This window comes from Terasakiella sp. (genome assembly GCF_048267425.1).
In the GTDB taxonomy this organism is placed as follows: Bacteria; Pseudomonadota; Alphaproteobacteria; order Rhodospirillales; family Terasakiellaceae; genus Terasakiella.
In genome coordinates this window covers 46,809-68,497 of the sequence record NZ_JBLWXN010000013.1, presented here as the reverse complement: position 1 = coordinate 68,497, position 21,689 = coordinate 46,809, and the positions used below count along the sequence as shown (strand labels likewise).

The following is a 21,689-nucleotide window of genomic DNA, read 5'->3' as shown; positions in this document are numbered from 1 at the left end:
TGCTAAATGTAGCGATAGGAAACCACTTTACGCACAAAAAGGTACCTGTTGTGAAAGTACTATTGGCTGACGATCATTCCATCGTTCGTACGGCGTTGAAATATGTTCTATCCGAACTTACGCCCGATCTGGTTGTTGTGGAAGCCCGCAACAATAGTGATATTTTCGCTGCTTTGGACAGCAATCCGGATGGGTTTGATCTGGTGATGCTGGACTTGCGCATGCCGGGTATGGACGGAAACGGGCAAGCGATTGGTCGTGTGGTTGAACGGGTTGCCCCGACACCGGTTTGTGTCTTTACGGTCTCAGAAGACCCGGATGAAATGCGCGCCGTGCTGGCTGCGGGTGTGCGCGCCTATATCCCCAAAACAACAGATGATGGGTTGATTGCCACAATCTTGAAACTTGTCTTATCTGGTGGGTCGTATGTGCCACCCGTTTTAGGGGGATTAACAACAGAGCGTCACAGCAATGAGGCTGAAGATCAGGGCCTAAAGGGGCGTTTGCTGACAAAGGAAATCTTCCCCGGTTTAACTCGACGCCAGCGTGAAGTTCTTGCGCTGTTGGCAGAAGGTCTGTCCAATCAAGAAATTGGCGAACGGCTGGATTTGAACTTAAGTACCGTTAAAAGCCATGTCACCGCGATTTTACGCGCGCTTGATGTGGAAAACCGTACTCAGGCCGTTTTGAAATTCCAAAGTGTTGTCGGCAAGTAAGTTTTTACCGACAGCACTTATTTAATTAGCCTTCAATCACCATAAGCTTGTCAATTTCGCAAATGTCAAACAGGTGACGCACTTGGGCGTTTGGATTGACCAGAGTGACGTTCCGTTGTTCACCGGTCAATTCATTTGCAATAATCAGCAGGCCAAGACCCGAACTGTCAATCATATCAACGTCGGTTAGATCAAACGTAATATGTTTGGGCGGGTTTTTCTTCAACTCGAAAACAAGGCTTTGCAGTTCTTCAAATTGTCCAAAAACCAATTTGCCATCAAGGACGAAGGACAAGCGGGTTTGGGCGGCATCCATCCATTGTTGTTGAAAGTCCATCGAGGTTCCCCAGTTTTGTTATTATTCTAAATATCTAATATGCTCTAGCTTAAAACTGCTCGGGTGGAAAAACAACCGCAAATTTAGATCCTTTGCCAACAATTGAACTACACGAGATTTCAAGTTCCAATAGGCTGGCCAGACGTTTAACAATGGCGAGGCCTAGTCCGATGCCTTCGCTGCGATCTCTTTCCGGGTCGTCGAGTTGTGAAAATTCGGTGAAAATATTTTCCATCCCTTCGCTGGGTATCCCGGATCCCGTATCCCAGACTTCAATGCATAACCCTTTTGAGGTTGTGCGACAGCCGAGAAGTATGCGCCCTTCCTTGGTGTAGCGCACGGCGTTGGAAAGAAAGTTGCGCAAAATCCGTTCCAGCAACAAGGGGTCTGTATAAAGGACCTTTTGTGAAGGGACGACGCGGAACTCCAGCCCTTTGTTTTGGGCCAGGGCGCGATATTGACGGGTGAGCTGATCCAGAAGGGGTTGGACTTCGAACGTGCAAGGATTGGGTTGAATGACCCCGGCTTCCAGTTTTGATAAGGAAAGGATCGAGTCGAGTAGGCTGCGCATGGAGCGTTGCGCATCATGCATGTCTTTCATAATGGCGGCACTGCGCGCATCCGGCATACGACGTTCCAACATGCCGGAAAACATGCCGATGGCTTCTAATGGTTGTTTGAGGTCATGGCCGGCCGCTGCCAGAAACTTGGATTTGGCTTCGTTTGCCTGTTCTGCAGATTTCCGGGCTTCTTCCAGTTGCCGTGTACGCTGGGCAACGGTTTCTTCCAGATGAAGGGAAAAGGCCTTAATTCGTCTCATCTGTGTGGAAACATGACGCACCATCGGGCGGAAGATGAAAAAAGCTTCGACACTTAGGATTAAAAGAGTCAGTGTCAGGAAAATGGCTTCCAGAAGTTTGAGGAAATCAAAAGCTTTCTCCCCTTCTTCCTGATAAAACTTTACCATTGAATCAAGGCCATGCACCAATTCGCCGGGGGCAACTTCCAACACAAACTGGACGGATGGATGATCAGGCGTCAGCTTTGCGCCGTCCATTTCAAGAATATCATGCAGGACTTTGATATAACCGCGCATTTGGGCGTTCAGGGGGTAGGCCCCTTTAAAATAGCGCCGACGGGCTTCCGGTGTCATATCGATCGACATATTAATGGCGTTGGCGCGCCCTGTCAGGGCAAGATGAGCCTGTTCCAGTTGCATGGTGGATTGCCGTAAATCTTTACGAAACTTTTCTTGCTGTTTGCTGTCGCGTGCCGAGGCCAATTGCGCCACGAAAAGGGCGGTGCGTTGTGACAGCATACGCTGGCGCCCTGAAATGTTGACGACAGAGAGTGTGCTTTTGTGTTCTGCAATCAATAAGCCAACGGTGCCGAAGGCGGATGTGGCAAGAATCGCGATGGCAACAAGCGCAAAAAGATAGCGCTTTGTCATCCATAAACCGGGGTTTTCTTCGTCGGGTTTTGTCAATCTGTTCATGGAATTCTTATACGTTACGATTGGAATAATTCCTAGGTTTTTTGAAGGGGTATTACCTTTAAGACCTTATAAAACTTAATGTAATAACTCTAATGAACCACAACTTAAGTACCTGATTTCCTTGCCTTTGAGTCTGAATTGTGGTACCACTTTTTACATCCAAAGTATGAATTTTGGGTAATGGGAGGGGGTCCCATGAAAGATGTAGTTTCGAGACGAACACTTTTGTTCGGACGTTCCGGTTTGACCGGTCGGGAGGATGCAATCCGCCCGCCTTGGTCTGTGCCGGGTGACGCGTTCGCAAAAAAATGCACTGGCTGTGGCGAGTGCGTGCGTGCTTGTCCTGAAGGTATATTGACAATCGACAATACAAATCTCGCTGAAGTGGATTTCTCGAAAGGGGAATGCACTTTTTGTCGTGACTGTGTTGTTGCTTGTGCGGATGGGGCACTGGTTGTTTTGGACCCGCAAACCCCCTGGTCGCTGCATATTTCAATTGAGGGGAAATGTTTAGCGATGAAGGGGATTGAATGTCGGGCTTGCGACGATCAATGCGAACCCCGTGCCATTTTTTTCAGACCGACGCCGGGCAGTGTGGCGTCTTTGCATTTGGATAAAGATCTCTGTACGGGCTGTGGTGCCTGTATTGCGTCTTGTCCGGCCGATGCGATCACACTGATGCCTGCGTCTTATAAAGAGGGGGCAAATTGATTTGAAGGTAAACAGTCGTTTTTTATCTGAAGACCAAGAACTTGCCACGGTGCCGGGCGCTCTGCCTTCACCGGAAAAGCCGTTTAATGTTTGCGGATTGCTTGCTCATGTGGCCGAAGGCCAAATGGCGGCAGTACGTGCTGCATTGGACGAACTGGACGGCGTGGAAGTTCATGCCGAAACAGAAGATGGCCGGTTGGTCATCACCATCGAAGATACCGAGGATTGTTTAGCGGCGGAAATGATCACGAAAGTGGATCGCACTCCCGGCGTTATGAACAGTTCACTCGTTTATCACCAATTTGAATCACAAGACTCGCTTGAAACGGAGGGGGTTTCCTCATGAAACTGACCAGGCGCGAATTTATGAAGGCCAATGCTGCTGCAGCGACTGCTGCCGTGGCCGGCATTTCTCTACCCGCCAAAACTGCCGAAGCCGCAATGCCCAATACAATTCGTTGGGACAAAGGGGCATGTCGTTTTTGTGGTACAGGCTGTGGTGTTCTCATCGGAACACGTGAAGGCCGTATCGTTGCGACACAGGGTGACCCGGATGCACCGGTGAACAAAGGTTTGAACTGTATTAAGGGCTATTTCCTGTCCAAAATTATGTACGGTAAAGACCGTTTGACCCAGCCTTTGCTGCGTAAGACAAATGGCAAATATGACAAAAACGGCGACTTCGAACCCGTAAGCTGGGACGAAGCTTTCGACATCATGGCTGAAAAATGGAAAGAAGCCCTGAAAAAGAAAGGCCCGACCTCTGTCGGGATGTTCGGTTCCGGTCAATGGACGATCTTTGAAGGTTATGCCGCTTCTAAATTGATGAAAGCGGGTTTCCGTTCAAACAACCTTGATCCGAACGCGCGTCACTGCATGGCGTCTGCCGTAGGGGCGTTTATGCGTCACTTCGGTATTGATGAGCCGATGGGTTGTTATGATGATTTGGAACATGCCGACACATTCGTCCTTTGGGGTGCGAATATGGCGGAAATGCACCCGATCCTGTGGTCACGTTTGACGAATACTCGTCTGACCAAGCCGGGATGTGAAGTGCATGTGTTGTCCACTTACGAGCATCGTTGTTTCGAACTGGCCGATAACGGTATGGTCTTTACGCCGCAAACCGATTTGGCGATTTTGAACTATATCGCGAACTATATCATTGAAAACAAAGCTTATAATGAAGATTTCATCAATAAGCATGTGAACTTCAATGCGACAACCGAAGATATTGGTTACGGTCTGCGCCCTGAGCATCCGCTGGAAAAAGCGGCGGCCAATCCGGGTAAAGGTAAATTCAACAAAATTTCTTTTGAAGAATATGCTGAATCCGTTTCCAAATATACATTGGATTATGCATCTGAGTTGTCAGGTGTGCCGAAAAATCAATTGGTTAAGCTGGCACAAGCTTACGCTGATCCGAACCGTAAAGTGTCTTCTTATTGGACAATGGGTTTCAACCAGCATACGCGTGGTGTCTGGGTCAATGGCCTGCTTTATAACGTTCACCTGTTGATGGGTAAAATTTCAGAACCCGGCAACAGCCCGTTCTCACTGACAGGTCAGCCGTCAGCCTGTGGGACAGCCCGTGAAGTCGGGACGTTCGCACACCGCTTGCCTGCTGATTTGGTGGTTATGAAAGAACCGCACCGTAAGTTTGCAGAAAAAGTTTGGAAACTGCCGGAAGGGACTATTCCGGGTAAACCGGGTTACCACGCTGTGTTGCAGCACCGTATGTTGAAAGACGGCAAGCTGAATGCATACTGGGTACAATGTACCAACAACATGCAAGCTTCACCGAACATGAACGAAGAAAGTTATCCGGGCTATCGTAACCCTGAAAACTTTATCGCCGTGTCCGATCCTTATCCGACCGTAACGGCTTTGGCGGCTGATTTGATCCTGCCGACAGCCATGTGGATGGAAAAAGAAGGGGCTTACGGGAACGCGGAACGCCGCACCCAGTTCTGGCGCCAACAGGTTACTGCACCGGGTGAAGCCAAGTCCGATTTGTGGCAGGTGATGGAATTTGCCAAACGTTTCCAAATTGAAGAAGTCTGGCCGGAAGATCTGTTGGCAAAAATGCCGGAACACCGTGGCAAAACCATGTACGAAGTTCTGTACGAAAATGGTCAAGTCAATGAGTTCCCGGTTGAAAAAGTCACCGATCATGCTGGTAATGTTTATGATAATGATGAGTCTGAACATTTCGGTTACTACGTTCAAAAAGGTCTGTTTGAGGAATATCGTCTGTTTAACTCGGCGGCTGATATTCTCAAGAAAGGCCATGAAATGGCACCGTTTGAGATGTATCACCGTGCCCGCGGGATCCGCTGGCCTGTGATCGACGGCAAAGAAACCTTGTGGCGTTTCCGTGAAGGATACGATCCGCATGTGAAGGCTGGCGAAGGTGTGAAGTTCTACGGTAAGCCGGATGGCAAAGCCAATATCATCTTTGCACCGTATGAAGCTGCTGCGGAAAGCCCGGATCAAGAATTTGATCTTTGGCTCTGTACCGGTCGTGTTCTCGAACATTGGCATTCCGGTTCTATGACGCGTCGTGTGCCTGAATTGCACCGTGCGTTCCCGTCTGCTGTTGTGTTTATGCATCCGGCAGATGCCAAAAAACGCGGTTTGCGCCGTGGTCAAGAAGTCAAAGTCTCCTCGCGTCGTGGTGAAATTCAGCTTCGTGTGGAAACACGTGGCCGGAACCGCGTGCCGGAAGGCCTCGTCTTCATTCCGTGGTTTGATGAAAGTGCACTTGTGAACAAGTTGACTTTGGATGCAACTGATCCGCTATCCAAAGAAACGGACTTCAAAAAATGCGCTTGTAAAATCGAGAAAGCTTAAACGTTAACTGTCCTCCTTTGAAGGGGGTGAGAGCCATGGCAGAGAAAACACCTAATAAGAAAAATAAGGTCTCGAGAAGGGACTTCTTAGGGGATGCCGCCAAAGGGGTATGTGGCGCCGGACTGTTTGGTCTGGCCCTCGGCTCAGTGGTCGCAGAAGCCGAAGGTAAGCTTCCTGCCGACGCCATCCGGCCACCGGGTGCGACGGCAGAAGCGGACTTTTTGTCGGCTTGTGTTCGCTGTGGTTTGTGTGTGAGGGATTGCCCTTACGACACGTTGAGTTTGGCCGATATGGGCAGTTCTGTGGTCAGTGGCACGCCGCTGTTTGTTGCACGCACAATTCCGTGTGAAATGTGTGACGACATACCGTGCGTTGTTGCTTGTCCCACAGGGGCCCTGGACAAATCGCTGACCAATATTGACGATGCAAAAATGGGTATCGCTGTGTTGGTCGGCCATGAGACTTGTCTCAACTTTCAAGGGCTGCGCTGTGACGTATGTTACCGCGTCTGCCCTCTGATCGAAGAGGCAATTACACTGGAACGTTCCGCCAACGAACGAACCGGGAAACACGCAATTTTCATCCCGACCGTACATAGTGATAAATGTACTGGTTGTGGCAAATGCGAACATGCGTGCGTATTGGAAAAGACGGCTATCCGTGTTTTACCCGAACGCATTGCATTGGGCGAACTGGGTGCCCATTATCGCTGGGGCTGGGTTGAAAAAGGCAATAAGGGCGAGTCTCTCATTGAGGGACAAGGGATTATCGATCTACCGGATCGAGGTTACAATCCCGAACCGTCCGGTTTCCCGGAGAAATCGGCAACCGGCGGCTATAAGGGGTTTAAGCCATGAGTAAAATGCAAAATCCCGGTGCAGCCGCCGTTGAACAAAAAGGCTGGTTAGCCGCCCATAAGTGGCTAATCCTGAGACGTTTGTCTCAAATTCTGTTCATTGCCGCTTTCCTCGTCGGTCCGTTGACGGGGTTCTGGTTGGTGAAGGGAACTTTGGCGTCAAGCATGACTTTGGATGTCTTGCCGCTGACGGATCCGTTCATCTTCTTGCAGTCCCTTGTGACGGGACATGTCATGGAAACCAACGCCATTATTGGTGCTGTGATCGTCGCTGCTGCCTACTTTTTGCTGGGTGGTCGTGTCTTTTGTTCCTGGGTATGTCCTGTCAATATTATTTCTGATACGGCCAGTTGGTTGCGTCGGAAATTGGGATGGAAGAAAACAGGTGTCCGTTTGGACCGTTCAACGGCGCTATGGACGATGGGGGCTGTGTTTGTCACATCCGCCCTGACAGGTACCATTGCGTGGGAGTTCGTCAACCCGGTGACGATGTTACATCGTGCCATTGTGTTTGGGGCTTTCGCATCCGTTGGACTGGTTTCAGGGGCCTTGTTCTTGATCGAACTTGTCGGGGGGGACCGTATTTGGTGTTCCCGATTGTGTCCGGTCGGGGCTTTTTATGGATTGCTGGGGAAAGTCAGCATCCTGAAAGTCAGTGCTTCCAAACGCAAGGCTTGTAACGACTGTATGGATTGTTATGCCGTCTGTCCGGAGTCTCATGTCATTTCGCCCGCGCTTAAAGGGGAAAAGGACAATCGGGGTCCGATCATCCTGTCCGGTGATTGCACAAATTGTGGTCGCTGTCTGGATGTCTGCTCTGAAGACGTTTTTGAATTTTCGCTTCGAACTAGAAATAAATTGGATGATGTCCGCCCGAATGAGGGGAGTGCCGAGGACGGCACCCAACGGGCGGCATGAGACTTGAAGGAGATATGACTGTGAAACGAGTCCTAATTCCAGTAGTCGCCGTTTTTGCCGTTGCCATTCTACTTATGGCAAATGCAATCGCGGGGAACGTAACGAGCTTACGCGGACAGGTGGATTTGAAAGAAACCAACTCTGCTGCAACAATTAATCATGTGGTTGAAGACGGGCGGGTTCCGCAAAATTACCGTCAGCAACCGCCGCTGATCCCGCACAAGATTGAAAAATATCAAATCAATCTGAAGGTCAATCAGTGCATGCGTTGCCATAACTGGCAGTATGCCGCCAAAGAAGGCGCACCGAAAATCAGTGAGACCCATTACAAGGATCACCGTACCGGTCAGCCGTTGGATGATGTTGTTCCGGGTCGCTGGTTCTGCACACAATGTCACGTACCGCAAGTGGATGCGAAGCCGCTGGTGGAAAACACTTTCTCAGAATAAAGCCTGAAGGGAACTTATTATGAGTGAACTTGAAGAAAAAGGCGGCTTTTTCAACCGCATCTGGGCTTTGTTGAGAAGGCCAAGCAAGACGACATCGGCGGGCATGCTGCTCTTTGTCGGCTTGATCCTCGGTGTTGTCTTTTGGGGGAGTTTCAACTGGGCCCTTGAGGTCACGAACACGGAAACGTTCTGCCTGTCTTGTCACGAGATGGAACAAAACGTCTATCGTGAATATACGGGTACGGTTCATGACACCAATGCGTCCGGTGTCCGTGCAACCTGTCCGGATTGTCACGTTCCGCGTCCGTGGATCCATAAGATGAAACGTAAAATCCAGGCGTCAAATGAAGTCCTGCATAAAATTCTCGGAACCGTGGATACACGCGAGAAATTTGAAGGACATCGTCTGACGATGGCCAAGCGTGTCTGGCAAACCATGAAAGAAACCGATAGCCGCGAATGTCGTAACTGTCACAATTTCATGGCTATGGATGTCATGGCTCAGAATTCCCGTGCGCGAAACCGTCACCTTGAGGCACAAGAGGCAGGTCAAACCTGTATCGATTGCCACAAAGGGATCGCACACGAACTCCCGGCGAATGCTTTTAGCGCTGAAGAAGAGCTGAACCAAGCACACTAAAGGCGTTGGCTGAAGGCGAACAGATGGCGTCCTTTGACGTTATTCTCACCCCCTCAGCGTTAATGTCGTCATCTTAGTCGGCCCTCTCACAGGTTTTTCCAGAAAAATCGAGAGGGCCGATGCTTTTTTTACTGTTTAAAAAAATACCCAATCGGCGTATATCCATAGGCAGACGACAAGCTTGTAACACGATGTTATGTGCGATTTGTGCCAAATAATGTCTGATTGAAATGGTATTTATGATGCTTCCGGTTCTGACACCTGCCCGTGGTCTTGATGATGTAACATTGCGTTTTTTGAAGGCGCTGGAAAAATCGTCATTTAAGGGCGAAATCCATGCTGATTATCCAACCCGTCTGCTCAGTGCGACCGATAATTCCGTTTATCAGGTGATGCCGCAGGCCGTTGTCTATCCAGCATGCGAAGGCGATTTGAACGTTATTGCCGAACTGGGCGCCGATGATGATTTTCGCGGCATTTCATTTGCTCCGCGCGGTGGCGGCACCGGAACCAACGGACAATCGCTGAATAAAGGCGTGGTTGTCGATACCTCCAAACATATGAACAATATCATCGCGTTTGATGAGGAAAAGAAACTGGTGACAGTGCAGCCGGGTGTGGTGCTGGATCAGTTAAACGCGTTTCTTAAAGAAAAAGGTTATTTCTTTCCGCCGGCAGTTTCGACCTCGTCACGGGCCACCTTGGCTGGGATGACCGGGACGGATGCATCGGGCAAGGGGTCGCGCATTTATGGCAAAACATCTGATTATATCGAGGAAATGGATGTTGTGCTTAGTGGCGGGCAAAGCTGGACATCGCGCCCTTTAAATGCCGATGAGATGACGGAAGTGATGGCGCGTCACGATATTGTCGGCCATATCCATCGCCAAGCTTATGAAAGTATTATCGAAAACGAAGAACTGATCGAACAGACCTTTCCGAAAATGAACCGGGGTTTGACCGGATATAACCTGCAACATGCGTTGGATAATAACGGGACGTTCAACTTATCCTATCTGCTGGCTGGTTCAGAAGGGTCGCTGTGTTTTACACAAAAATTGACGTTCCGTGTTATTGCGTTGCCCAAAAACAAAGGGCTGGTCACCGTTCGCTACAAAACCTTTAACGAGGCATTGGAAGGCGTGCAGTTGATCCTGAAAGCGGATCCGGCTGCGGTTGAGGTTGTAGACGATAAGATTATGATGCTGGCCCAAGATGATATTATCTGGACGCAAGTGGGCGATATGCTGGGCGGTGTTGCGGGGGAACCCCCGGTCATGGGTATGAACTTTGTTGAATTTGTCGGTAATTCCCAAGACGAAGTCGATGCCCAAATCGCCAAACTTGAAAAAATTTTGGATGAGGCATCGGAGCTGGAAGGGCAAGCGACCGGTTGGCGGGCAACGTCGGATGGCGCACAGATTTCTGCCCTTTGGGAAATGCGCAAAAAATCTGTTGGATTGCTGGGGGCGTTACAGGGCAAACGCCGTGCAATCCCGTTTGTTGAAGATACCGCCGTTCCCCCAGAAAATCTTGCACCTTATATTCGGGAATTTCGCAGTCTTCTGGACAGCCACGGGGTTGATTACGGTATGTTTGGTCATGCCGATGTGGGGTGCTTACATGTGCGCCCAACACTGGACCTGACCGATCTCATGGACGAACCCAAACTGCGCGAAATCTCCGACGGTGTGGCGGATCTGACCAAAAAATATGGCGGTCTGTTGTGGGGGGAACATGGCAAAGGTTTTCGCGGGGAATATTCCCCGAAATTCTTTGGTCCCAAACTGTATGACGAGCTGCGCAAGATCAAAGCGGCATTCGATCCCTATAACCTGTTTAATCCGGGTAAAATCGCGACACCTTACACAATGGCGGATGTGGAACTGACGGCGATTGACAAGGCGGTCTTGCGTGGTCAAATCGACCGCACATTGGATGAAAAACTGAAAGAAGCTTATCCAAAAGCAACGTTATGTAATGGGAACGGGGCCTGTTTTACATGGGATGCCTTTGACCCAATGTGTCCAAGCTACAAGGCAACGCGCGATCGTGTCCAATCGCCGAAAGGGCGGGCCGGGTTGTTGCGTGAATGGTTGCGTTTACGCACAGAAGCAGACAAGTCAGATGCCCCCAATGCGTTGGCAGAAGGCAAAGATTTCAATATTGATGTCTATGAGGCCATGAAAACATGCCTGTCGTGTAAGACATGCGCGACCCAATGTCCGGTCAAAGTGGATATCCCGGAAATGAAGGCTCAGTTCCTGCAAGCCTACCATGAACGTTACAGCCGCCCAAAACGAGATTGGCTGGTGGCCCGACTTGAAAAACTTGCGCCCCTTACCCAGAAATTTGCAACCTTGACCAATCTGGGGCAATCCCTGCCACCGGTAAAAGCCTTTATGCGTCATGGGTTTGGCTTGATTGATTTACCGAAAGTCTGTCGCAATACTGTACAGGCAGGCCTTAAACAACGAGGTGCACCTGCCTTTGATCTGGATGCCATGCGCACCTTATCGACAGAAGAAAAGGCCCGTTCGGTTGTTTTATTACAGGATACGTTTACCACGCATTATGATGTGGATGTTGTGCTGGCGCATTATGATTTGTTGGCAAATCTTGGATATACGGTCTATGTGGCGCCTTATCGTCCCAACGGTAAACCGTTGCATGTCAAAGGGTTCCTGAAGGAATTTGACCAACTGGCGGCAGATAATGATATGTATTACCTGCATATTGCCACTTGCGGGATTGATATGGTCGGGATTGAAGCCGCCGTCACCCTGATGTTCCGCCAAGAATATAATCAACGCCTTGCCAATCGACCGGATTATACGGTCTTTCAGTTCCATGAATGGCTGCATGCACAAATGATTGCGGGCCATTGGCAGGTGCCTGCACATGTGCAAGAAGGGGAATTTGCCCTGTTTGCACATTGTACGGAAAAGACCTCCTTGCCAGAGACACCGAAGCAATGGAGCGAGATCTTTAAAACGTTCAATCAGTCTTTGCGGATTGAAAAGACAGGCTGTTGCGGGATGTCAGGCATGTTTGGCCATGAAGCCGATAATGAAGAAATATCAAAAAAGCTTTATGATATGAGCTGGAAAGAAAAGGCAGCGAAAGCCGGACCGGGTCAAATGCTTGCCACCGGTTTTTCCTGTCGATGTCAGACCAAACGTTATGGGGACTTCAAACCGAAACACCCGGTTGAGGCCTTGGTTCAGTTGTTAAAGGGTTAAATATCGTCATCCATATGGCGTTTGGCTTCCCCGTACAGGTTGACATATCCGGCATCCAGTACGGGAACTGCACGAAATGTGATGATATGGTCTTTGTTGCGGATATCGCCGAACACCTCTTTGGACTCGTAAAACGCCTTGCGCACTAACTCAGACAGGGCCGGGGCGATAAATTCCTTACTGTCATCGCCAAACAGAGCCTGTTGTGCGCGTGCGGCACTGTTGGCATAGAGAACTTTACGATTAACCGAACACCGCAGGAGTGCATAAGGTGTTTCGTGTAGAAAGCGCGCCTGAAAATCCGATTTTGCCTTTGCGTCGCTGACTTCAACGCGCATGGCTTCAATCTGGCGAGCCAATAAGGCGGTATGGTCTTTGCCTTTTGTTAATTCTTGTGGCAGTGGGGTGCTGGCCAGTTTGCCGCTATGTTCTTGTAAATGGTTTTGAATAGCCTGCATCGGGCGCAGGTGCATTTTACCCCACAGCCATAAATTCAAGACAGCCAGCAGGCCAGCGATAAGGGGGGCCGCGACCCAGTTTACAAGAGTTCCCCAATGTGGAGCAGGGCTCAGGCGGGTGCCGTCCAGTCTAAGGATAAGCCAGTCATAAGGCAGGTTTTCATCTAAACGTAAGGCGACATCGGCTTTTTCAAACAGATCGTCCCATTGTACCAAAACGTTTTGGGTGGTGTTGTGTGCGGGAAAATCATTTTGGGTTTCGCCAACACTTAAGGGGCTATCACCACCTTGTAACAATTTAACGCCTAAAACACTGTCGACATTCAACAAGTCGTTGACACGAAGCAAAATATCGTCGCTTTCCCCTCCGGTACTGAGAACAGTTGAGGCAAGCATCCGCGTATTTTGTATGATGTTCGTTTGTCGAAAGTCCTGTTCCTGAAGGCGCAGGTAGCTGCCCAAACAGAGTAAAAGGGCATAGGCACAAAGTGCCAGAGCCCATGTTCCTTGGCGTGCACGCTTTGAGTGCCAAGCCTGTCTGATCGTGCCTGCATTTTCTGTCATTTGAACATCCGGCGTTACGGCTTCAACAAGTTATTCTAACATTTTAATAAAAAAGTGCCTGCCTGCAATGATATTTACAGTTATACTGGGTTCCAGATTATAAAATTCCAAGGGGAAGGAATGACGCAACTCGTATTCGCATTGTGAGGGGAGCGGAGAAATGAGGCGTGTTTTATGGTTGGTTGCCATTCTGTTTTTCAGTGGCAACCTATCTGCACAGACGGAAGGCACCGGTTACTGGACCTATAAAGAATATATGTCCTTACATCCGGAACAGCGTCAAAAGGCGGCTACGTTTTCTGCAATGGTGCGGGCAGACGCTGTGCCTGAGCAAGGTTTAAAAAAAACGGTTAAAGTCGCGGTTGTTTATCCCGGTAAACAGGTCAGCGATTATTGGTGGCGCAGTGTGTCTTCGTTGGAAGCGCGCTTGCGCGAACATAATTTACCTTATGAAATCTACCCCAATTTTACCGAACCTGGGGTCGATCTTCGTTTACAGGAAAAACAAATCGCGCAAGCTTTGGAAACAGATCCCGATTATCTGATTTTTACATTGGATGCTTTTCGCCATCGTTCCATCATTGAACGTATTATGGCCCGTGGACGTCCTAAACTGATTTTGCAAAATATCACAACTCCGGTTCGGGCGTGGGGGGATCAACAACCGTTCCTGTATGTCGGATTTGATCATGCATTGGGCAGCAGCTTGTTAAGCGCCAAATTTGTGAAAATATTTCCACCTAAGACGCAATACGCGATGTTTTATGGCACCCAAGGGTATGTGAGCGCGATGCGGGGTGGCACATTTCAGATGGAAAGCGAAATGTACGGACAAGCGCAGGTCGTTGATTCCTTCTATTTGGGTTTCAACCGGGAAAAGTCGAAACAGGCAGCCCTGAAGACCTTGCAAAAACATAAAAAGCTTCCGTATATTTTTGCCTGCTCTACCGATATTGCCCTTGGCATCATTGATGCAGCCAAAGAATTGGGACGATTGGATGACTTGGTTGTCAACGGCTGGGGTGGCGGTGAAGCTGAATTACAGGCAATTTTAAAAGGAGAACTGGAGTTCACTGTCATGCGTATGAATGATGATAACGGGGTTGCTATGGCAGACGCGATTTCTTTGGACCAAAATGGAAAATCAGCTCTGGTGCCGACAATTTATTCCGGGGATATGATTTTGATTGAGAAAGGGATGGAGGCGCACTATCTGCAAGAACTGAGAAACCGCGCTTTTCGATATTCGGATCATTGGCGTACCAAAACCGATCAAGTGGTTACCTTCGACGGGCAAAAATAAAGAATGAATAATAATAAAGGCTTTCGGTTGAGTACATTTATCCTTGCCCTCTCTTTTGGCGGGGTGTTGAGTGTTTCGGCCTTATTTGGCATTTCAAGTTATTTGTCGGCACAGCGTCTGATTGACCATGAGATTCGCCAGTCGTTTGATTATCGCCATCGTATTGTCCAGTTGAATCTGAATGAGACGCTCTCTCAAATTGCGGCGCGTGTCTCGCTTTTGTCAGATTTGCAGCCTCTTATTCAGGCGGTTGAAAATGGTGGAAAGCCGGATGTTGAAAATTTCCTGTTCGATGTGATGCAATCGGATGAAATGCGCGATCTGGATATTCTGATTGTCACCAATCAACAAGGCAAGATTGTTGGTGATGCGAGTTCCCTTCTCAGCCCTCTCAGCAAATTCACACATAAAATCTATCCAAGTACACCGCGTGTTTTTCAAAAATGGTCATTGGTGGAATTGGATGCGGCGTCACAGACAATGGCACTGGTTTACAGTGTCCCCTTGATTGAGGGGCAATATGGGCAGGTAATCGGGTCCGCGTTTGTGGCTTTGGCTCTGACAGAGAATATTCAGTTTTCAAAACGTTTGATGGATGCTGCGGATGTCGCCCGGCTGTACCTGACAAATGGGGAACGCCTTCTGGTAAAGGCTGGTAACGATTCCTTTGGTCAACATATGGCAGATGCAGAGGTTCTGGCCCTCACGCAAAAGGCGAATAAAGATATTCTGAAAGTTAACGATTATGTTGGGGCATCTCAGGATATTCAGGTCGGTGTAAATGGCGGTGTGAAACTGAACGTTATTACGTTCATGCGCCGCGATACGGCAATTGACTTGATGCAGGAATACCGCATGAGCGGTATTTTGCTGGTCGTCGGGGCGTTGATTACGGCCTTATGCATTGCCTATATGATCCGTCGCTTGATGCGCAATAGCACCTTGCGATTAACGGCTTATGCTGATCAGGTCAACAAAGGGGATCGGACGGCGCTATTTCAGGCGGGACCGGTGCTGGAATTTAACCGTTTGGGCGACGTCGTTGGCAACATGGTTACGACCATCCATGAAAATGAACGTTATTTGACCAATTTAATCGACTTGGCCCCCTCTCCGATTATCGTGTGGGATGAGCAGGGCAGAATGACCAAATTTAATCGTGCAGCCGAACGGATGATGGGTTTTGTCGTGGATGGGGACCAAAAACCGGATATTCAGGATATTATGGGGGCGATTTCGCAAGCTGATGAGTCTGAACGTAAGATAAGCGTTCTTGAACGTTCCTTGAACGGAGAGGTGATCGACGGTTGGGAAATGGCACATCGCAATTTCAAAACAGGCCAAATAAATTATATCACTTGGAGTATTTCACCGGTTGCCTTTCATCAGGATGGATCTGTTGCGACCGTATTGGCGCAAGGTCTGGATATTACACAACGCAAACATGCGGAAAAAGAATTACACCGCATTAACGAGGAACTGGAACGTCGCGTTGCCAATCGCACACGAGCCTTGGAAGACGAAATTGTCGAGCGTCGTCAGATCGAAGCTGAGTTACGCAACAGCGAGGAACGTTTCCGTGATATTGCGGAAGCTTCCTCCGATTGGTTCTGGGAAATGGGCCCGGATTTGCGATTCAGCTATATGTCGGATAAAGCGATGATGGTTTCGGGTTTTCTCGAAGAAGAAATCATGGGGAAAACACGTGAAGAACTGATCGGGTTGACGCCGGAAGACTGCCTGCAACCAAAATGGCGGGCGCATTTAGAAGCGTTGGAGAGGCGCGAACCCTTTCGGGCATTTGAATATACATTGAAAAACCGTCATGGGGATAAACGTGTCTTTCGGATCAGTGGTAAACCGGTTTTCAATTCATTGGCAGGTGATTTTCTGGGGTATCGTGGATCCGGTCGCGATGTGACGGAAGATTATCTGCGTGCGCAAGAATTGCAAACCGCCAAGGAAGAAGCGGAAAATGCAAGTCAGGCGAAAACGGAATTCCTATCCTCTATGAGCCACGAACTCCGTACCCCGTTAAATGGTATTCTTGGGTTTGCGCAGCTTCTTTTGATGCCGAAAGGCAACCAACTACAGGACAGTCAGAAAGAGTTTATCAACCAAATTCTGAAAGCGGGTAATCACTTACTTAATCTGATTAATGAAATTTTGGATTTAGCAAAGATTGAAGCCCGCAAAGTTGAAATCTCACTTGAGCCGGTTAATCCATATAATGTGATGGAAGATGTCATTGATCTGTTGGATGGGCTGGCCCGTGATCGTGGTATTCAATTGATAAATGAAATAACCGAAGACAATACCACGATGATTTATGCGGATTTCACCCGTTTAAAACAGGTGTTGGTCAATTTGGGTGGGAATGCCATCAAATATAATAAAGACCAAGGTCTTGTTCGCTTTACATGCGCATATGATGCAGATCTGGATATGGTACAGTTCAATGTTATCGACACCGGACCGGGGATTGACCCGAAGAAAAAGGAAGAACTGTTTGTTCCTTTTAATCGGTTGAATGCAGAATTTAGTGAGATTGAGGGAACCGGGATCGGTTTGGCGATTACGGATAAACTTGTCGGTCTGATGGGGGGCGAGTTGGGTGTGGACAGTAGCCCCGGTGAAGGAAGTTGTTTTTGGTTCCGTCTGCCCGTTTATAAACAGGCGTTGATTGACAGGCGCAAGGGATTCACAGCGTTCCATGGAATAGAAACCGTCAATCCGGTTTTAAAACGCACACTGAGTATCCTATATGTCGAAGACAATCCCAGCAACAGTACCCTCATGCAGGATGCATTGGCCCAATCCCCGAATATTGAATTGATTATCAAGCGCACAGCAGAAGAGGGGTTGGCTTATATTGAAACACATGATGTGGATTTGTTGTTTTTAGATATCAACCTGCCGAGGATGAGCGGTTGGGATATGATGGAAATCTTACGCCAGAAACAACAAATTGGTGATTTCCCCATTATTGCGGTGACGGCGCAGGCGATGCGTGCCGATATTGCCCGTGCGCAGACTGTCGGGTTTGCAGATTATCTGTCCAAGCCCATTCATTTGAAGGATGTTTTCGATCTTATTCGCAAGCATACACAGGTAAGCTGACTTTAAATTCTGCCCCGCCGTTTGTGTGGTTGTGGACAGAAATATGCCCCTTATGGTCCTGCACAATTTCATATGAAATCCAAAGACCCAATCCCGTCCCCTGACCGACCGGCTTGGTGGTGAAAAACGGGTCAAAGATGCGGTGAAGGTCGTCATCTGAAACACCGTTTCCGCAATCCCGTACGTAAATATTTACGTTTGCGTTATGTTTTTCAGCACGGACGATAATCGGGGTGTCTGGTTGTGCGCTGGAGGCATCAAGGGCATTTTCAACTAAGTTCAGAATGACCTGATGCAGTCTGTTTGCTGATCCTTCGACATATAAATCATTACTGAGGTCAAGCTCGATCGGATGGTTGCTTGCACGCCCCTTGCTGGCAAAAAGAACCGCCGTTTTAATGACATCACAGATATCGACGCAGTCCTTCGTTTTGCCCTCGCGAAACGATAGGCGGCGCAGGTTATTAACAATTTCGCTGACCCGCTCGGCCCCTTCACGCGTGCCTGCCAACAAATTGGGCAGGTCATCCAGCAGGCGTTTGATTTTTAAGTCTTCATCCAGTTTTTGACGGACCGAAACAGGTAGTTCTTCGCGTAATGTTTCAATATAGGTCCGCATTTTTTGGCTGTAACGTTCCATGCTGTGTACATTGCCATACAGAAAACTGATCGGATTGTTCAGTTCATGGGCGACACCGGCAACCAGACGACCAATAGAGGCCATTTTTTCAGATTGCAAAAGATGATGTTGTGCGGTTTTCAGTTCGACATGCGCCTTGTTTAAATCGTCATAGGCTTGGCGCAATTCCCCGATGGGGCGCCCGACAATGACCAGACCGTCAACTTGCCCTCTGGCGGTTTTGTGCAAACTGCAATTCACCGATACATATTCAGAAATATCAGGGTTTTTATGTTGAAGTTTGGTTTCATAATCCTGCAGGTTTTTGCTTTTGGTCGGCGGGATCAACTTGCGAAAACGTTCTTCAAATTGTTGCCCCAGAAGAACGGAAATTGGCCGTCCAAACAGTTCGGCTTCCTCAAAGCCTGTGCGTTCCAGCAAGGGGCCGTTGACTTTGACGACCCGCCCGACCCGGTCACAGACAATGACGACATCGGACATGGCCTCTAAAATACTATCGATGAAATCATGGGCTTCTTCGAGTTCCGCATTTTTGTTTTCCAGATCGACTTCGCGTTCCAGCAGGTCAGAATAGACTTCGTCCATTTTCTGAATGACTTCGACCCAAGCATGTTCCTGCCCGTCGTTCAATTCCAGTGGATTATGCGGCGGCTGGTTTTGTCCCATGATTTTTCCGTTTATGACACTGCGCTACATCCTATTCTTGACCCGTTGGCGATGTTTGGCAAGATAAAGTGGAGTGTGGGATTTGGGTTCGCGCAAAACGAACTTATATCGGGCCACATGATAACTGGGGTCAAAGCCGAAAAAATTCAGCTTCATATGCTCCAGTTCTTCGCGGCGATACTCATTCAAGGGCTTTTTTGCTTCGTCTTTTTCTCGCACAACAGGCTTGTCGGCAAGAATGGCGTGATGGTCCAGTTCGTGTACTTTCTTGCGCAAAATCTCTCTGAACTGGGCAACCGTTTCGCCAAAACAACTGGTGAGAAGCCCCATCTCCACGCCGTTAATAGCAGAGATCGGCAGGCGATGTTCCATGACGAGGGCTTCATTGCCAGCGCCGATGCGTTTGGGTAACAGATAGGTCCAGTATTCAGATCCGAACAGATTGCCCATATTTTTATAATGTGGGTTTAAGACAACACCGTTGCGGGCATAAATTTTATCGCAAGTCAGTGCAAAGAACACACCGCCGGCACCTGCATTGCCACTGAGGGCAGCAACGGTGACTTTATCCGTGGTGCGGATGATGGTTTCGCATAGATCATCCATCGCGTTGATGTTATTCCAGCTTTCTTCGGCAGGACGCGGTGCGGCTTCAATCGCATTCAAGTGAATACCGTTTGAAAAGAAATCTTCCCCGCCCATCAAGACAATGGTGTGAATGTCTTTGTCCGTACGTGCGTTTTCATACGCATGCAACAGGCGTTGGCACTGGTCTGTGTTCATGGCCCCGTTATGAAAAGGAAAATGCAGGTAACCGATTTCACCTTCCTTTTCGAAGATGATATCGCGTTCTCCCTCCCCATAAGGTAGGCCCAGAATTTCGGTTGCAGGTAGTTTGAAGGTGTCTTTGCCTTTTTTGCGTAAATGTCCGATCCAGATAGCCCCATCGGTTGTGGCCCGGCAAATGGCCCCGTTTCGGGTTGCCAGAATGTCACCGGGCGTTCCCTTTAAGCTTGGTTCAAGACAGGCGTTATGCAGATAAACTTCTCTATCATTAATGATATCTAAAACGCCGGGATTACCATCTCCGCATTGAATTTTACGCAAGATGGTTGCGCTGTCATCAGTGCCCCAATCAATGTGTCGATCGGCTTGTTTCATCAGATCGTTCCAGTTTCCATCGCCTTGCAAGGGTTCGGGGATGAAATTCGGATCTTGAAATTTAGCCAAGGCTTCCAGAACACATTCCACCGCCCCGTCTGAAACTTCGTTGCGATAAATACTGCTTTTCGGGGCGGTGCGCATGGCAAAACGACGGCTCGCCCAAATGGGGCCGGCATCCATGTCGGCAACGGCTTGCAACAAGGTAACACCCCATTGTTTTTCCCCCCGCAAAATAGCCCAGTCCAACGAGGAGGGCCCGCGGTCCCCTTTCGGACCGGGATGGACGATTAAACAGGTTAGCTTGGACCAGATTGATTCAGGAATAGCGCGTTTTAAAAAAGGCGCGATCAGGATATCGGGTTGAAAAAGGTGAACGGCTTCTTCGGTGACATGATCGTTAATGTCAAATTCAACGCTGACCTCATGGCCGAGGCGTTCAATTTCCACATATAAACGCTGGGTCAAGCTGTTGAAGCTATGGGTAAGCAGCAGGACTTTCATTTAACAAATCCTCGGTAATTGTTCACCGGCAATCCAATCGACAACGCGCGTGCCACCAAATCCGGTTTTAAGCTGGACAAAACTGTTGGCATCTTCAATGATCGTACCGATGATAGCAGCCCGTTTGCCGAGTGGATGGGCTTGCATGGCGTGTAACAAGGTTTCTGCCTGATCTTCAGGACAAATGGCAAGAAGTTTACCTTCGTTGGCAACATACAGGGGATCAAGGCCGAGGATTTCGCAAGCCCCGCGCACTTGGTCACGAATGGGGATATCGGGTTCGTTTAACATCATGCCAACCCCGCTTTGACGTGCAATTTCGTTTAAGGTAGCAGCCAAGCCCCCACGTGTCGGGTCGCGCATGACATGGATATCGGGAATGGCCTTGACCATATCGCCAATCAGACCGTTCAGGTTGGCACAATCAGATTGCACGGAAGCTTCAAACCCCAATCCTTCGCGCAAGGACATGATGGCTACCCCGTGATCACCGACATATCCGTTTATCAGAATTTTATCGCCCGGTTGGGCGCGTTCACCAGAAATATGAATATCATCTGTGATAACGCCAATGCCCGTTGTGTTGATATAGACCCCGTCGCCGTGACCGCGTTCCACAACCTTGGTATCGCCGGTGACGATATAGACTCCGGCCTCATGGGCGGCATGAGCCATGCTATCGACAATGGTTTTTAAATCTTTTAAGGGAAAGCCTTCTTCCAGAATAAATCCGGCAGTGAGGTAAAGCGGTTGACCACCGGACAAAGCCACATCGTTGACGGTGCCGTGAACGGCAAGGTTGCCGATATTGCCACCGGGGAAAAACAGTGGGGAAATAACGAAACTGTCTGTGCTCATAACCACTTTACCGCGCGGCAGTTCAAAAGCAGCCTGATCGTTGCCTTGGGCAAGGATATCATTGGCAAATGCGTCCCCGAACAATTGTTCGATCAGTTGTGACATGGCACGACCGCCGCCGCCGTGGCTCATTTCAACGACACCGTTTTTTAAATCAAGGTTACGGGTATAGGCTGTACGAGTGGACATTGATTTGTT

At 48.9% G+C, this 21,689-nt stretch carries 17 protein-coding genes; 11 read left to right on the top strand and 6 right to left on the bottom strand.

All coding sequences use genetic code 11. The features are described 5' to 3' along the window. Nucleotides 1-50 precede the first annotated feature (50 nt). The gene (locus tag ACN0VA_RS16215) at nt 51-716 is read left to right on the top strand and encodes a response regulator (RefSeq protein WP_417822170.1); all 666 of its coding nucleotides are present in this window, start codon (nt 51-53) and stop codon (nt 714-716) included. A 25-nt stretch (nt 717-741) separates the two neighbouring features. Here the strand turns inward: ACN0VA_RS16215 and ACN0VA_RS16210 are convergent, their stop codons facing one another. After that, nucleotides 742-1,053 (bottom strand): STAS domain-containing protein, encoded by a 312-nt coding sequence (locus tag ACN0VA_RS16210; protein WP_417822169.1) that lies wholly within the window; start codon nt 1,051-1,053, stop codon nt 742-744. Between the two features lie 49 nt (nt 1,054-1,102). After that, nucleotides 1,103-2,548, bottom strand: a complete 1,446-nt coding sequence (locus tag ACN0VA_RS16205) for an ATP-binding protein (protein ID WP_417822168.1) — start codon at nt 2,546-2,548, stop codon at nt 1,103-1,105. Nucleotides 2,549-2,743: 195 nt separating this feature from the next. Between ACN0VA_RS16205 and napF the strand changes: the two genes are divergently transcribed. The 8 genes from napF to ACN0VA_RS16165 all read left to right on the top strand — a co-directional run bounded on the left by napF (nt 2,744) and on the right by ACN0VA_RS16165 (nt 12,217). Continuing rightward, a complete protein-coding gene (gene napF / locus ACN0VA_RS16200; RefSeq protein WP_417822167.1) occupies nt 2,744-3,259 on the top strand; it encodes a ferredoxin-type protein NapF in 516 nt (171 codons plus the stop codon). 1 nt (nt 3,260) lies between these two features. Further along, on the top strand, nt 3,261-3,605 hold the full coding sequence (locus tag ACN0VA_RS16195; protein WP_417822166.1) for a chaperone NapD: 345 nt from the start codon (nt 3,261-3,263) through the stop codon (nt 3,603-3,605). Next, nucleotides 3,602-6,112, top strand: a complete 2,511-nt coding sequence (gene napA / locus ACN0VA_RS16190; protein ID WP_417822165.1) for a nitrate reductase catalytic subunit NapA — start codon at nt 3,602-3,604, stop codon at nt 6,110-6,112. Before ACN0VA_RS16195 ends, napA begins: the two co-directional genes overlap by 4 nt. 35 nt (nt 6,113-6,147) lie before the next feature. Beyond that, the gene (napG, locus tag ACN0VA_RS16185) at nt 6,148-6,969 is read left to right on the top strand and encodes a ferredoxin-type protein NapG (RefSeq protein ID WP_188666259.1); all 822 of its coding nucleotides are present in this window, start codon (nt 6,148-6,150) and stop codon (nt 6,967-6,969) included. Beyond that, entirely contained in the window at nt 6,966-7,886 is a 921-nt protein-coding gene (napH, locus tag ACN0VA_RS16180; protein ID WP_417822164.1) for a quinol dehydrogenase ferredoxin subunit NapH, read from the top strand. Before napG ends, napH begins: the two co-directional genes overlap by 4 nt. Nucleotides 7,887-7,906: 20 nt before the next feature. Further along, nucleotides 7,907-8,335 (top strand): nitrate reductase cytochrome c-type subunit, encoded by a 429-nt coding sequence (locus ACN0VA_RS16175; RefSeq protein ID WP_417822163.1) that lies wholly within the window; start codon nt 7,907-7,909, stop codon nt 8,333-8,335. A gap of 19 nt (nt 8,336-8,354) precedes the next feature. Further along, nucleotides 8,355-8,975, top strand: coding sequence for a NapC/NirT family cytochrome c (locus ACN0VA_RS16170; protein WP_417822162.1), 621 nt, complete (start codon nt 8,355-8,357; stop codon nt 8,973-8,975). Nucleotides 8,976-9,214: 239 nt separating this feature from the next. Continuing rightward, nucleotides 9,215-12,217 carry an FAD-binding and (Fe-S)-binding domain-containing protein gene (locus tag ACN0VA_RS16165; protein ID WP_417822161.1) on the top strand — a complete coding sequence of 1,001 codons (3,003 nt, stop codon included), beginning with the start codon at nt 9,215-9,217 and terminating at the stop codon, nt 12,215-12,217. On the opposite strand, the gene ACN0VA_RS16160 is transcribed toward ACN0VA_RS16165, so the two are convergent. Continuing rightward, nucleotides 12,214-13,239, bottom strand: coding sequence for a hypothetical protein (locus ACN0VA_RS16160; protein ID WP_417822160.1), 1,026 nt, complete (start codon nt 13,237-13,239; stop codon nt 12,214-12,216). The two genes, ACN0VA_RS16165 and ACN0VA_RS16160, sit on opposite strands and share 4 nt — an antisense overlap. Nucleotides 13,240-13,399: 160 nt before the next feature. On the opposite strand from ACN0VA_RS16160, the gene ACN0VA_RS16155 reads away from it, so the two are divergent. Further along, a complete protein-coding gene (locus tag ACN0VA_RS16155) occupies nt 13,400-14,542 on the top strand; it encodes a substrate-binding domain-containing protein (RefSeq protein WP_417822159.1) in 1,143 nt (380 codons plus the stop codon). A 3-nt stretch (nt 14,543-14,545) separates the two neighbouring features. Next, a complete protein-coding gene (locus ACN0VA_RS16150; protein WP_417822158.1) occupies nt 14,546-17,662 on the top strand; it encodes a PAS domain S-box protein in 3,117 nt (1,038 codons plus the stop codon). On the opposite strand, the gene ACN0VA_RS16145 is transcribed toward ACN0VA_RS16150, so the two are convergent. Genes ACN0VA_RS16145 through hypE form a run of 3 tightly spaced genes read right to left on the bottom strand, consistent with a single transcriptional unit; the run spans nt 17,634 to nt 21,680 of the window. Next, nucleotides 17,634-18,968, bottom strand: a complete 1,335-nt coding sequence (locus tag ACN0VA_RS16145; protein WP_417822157.1) for an ATP-binding protein — start codon at nt 18,966-18,968, stop codon at nt 17,634-17,636. The two genes, ACN0VA_RS16150 and ACN0VA_RS16145, sit on opposite strands and share 29 nt — an antisense overlap. A 24-nt stretch (nt 18,969-18,992) precedes the next feature. Beyond that, complete coding sequence (locus ACN0VA_RS16140; protein WP_417822156.1) at nt 18,993-20,633, bottom strand: hydrogenase maturation protein; 1,641 nt, start codon at nt 20,631-20,633, stop codon at nt 18,993-18,995. Continuing rightward, the gene (gene hypE, locus ACN0VA_RS16135; protein WP_417822155.1) at nt 20,634-21,680 is read right to left on the bottom strand and encodes a hydrogenase expression/formation protein HypE; all 1,047 of its coding nucleotides are present in this window, start codon (nt 21,678-21,680) and stop codon (nt 20,634-20,636) included. Nucleotides 21,681-21,689: the final 9 nt, after the last annotated feature.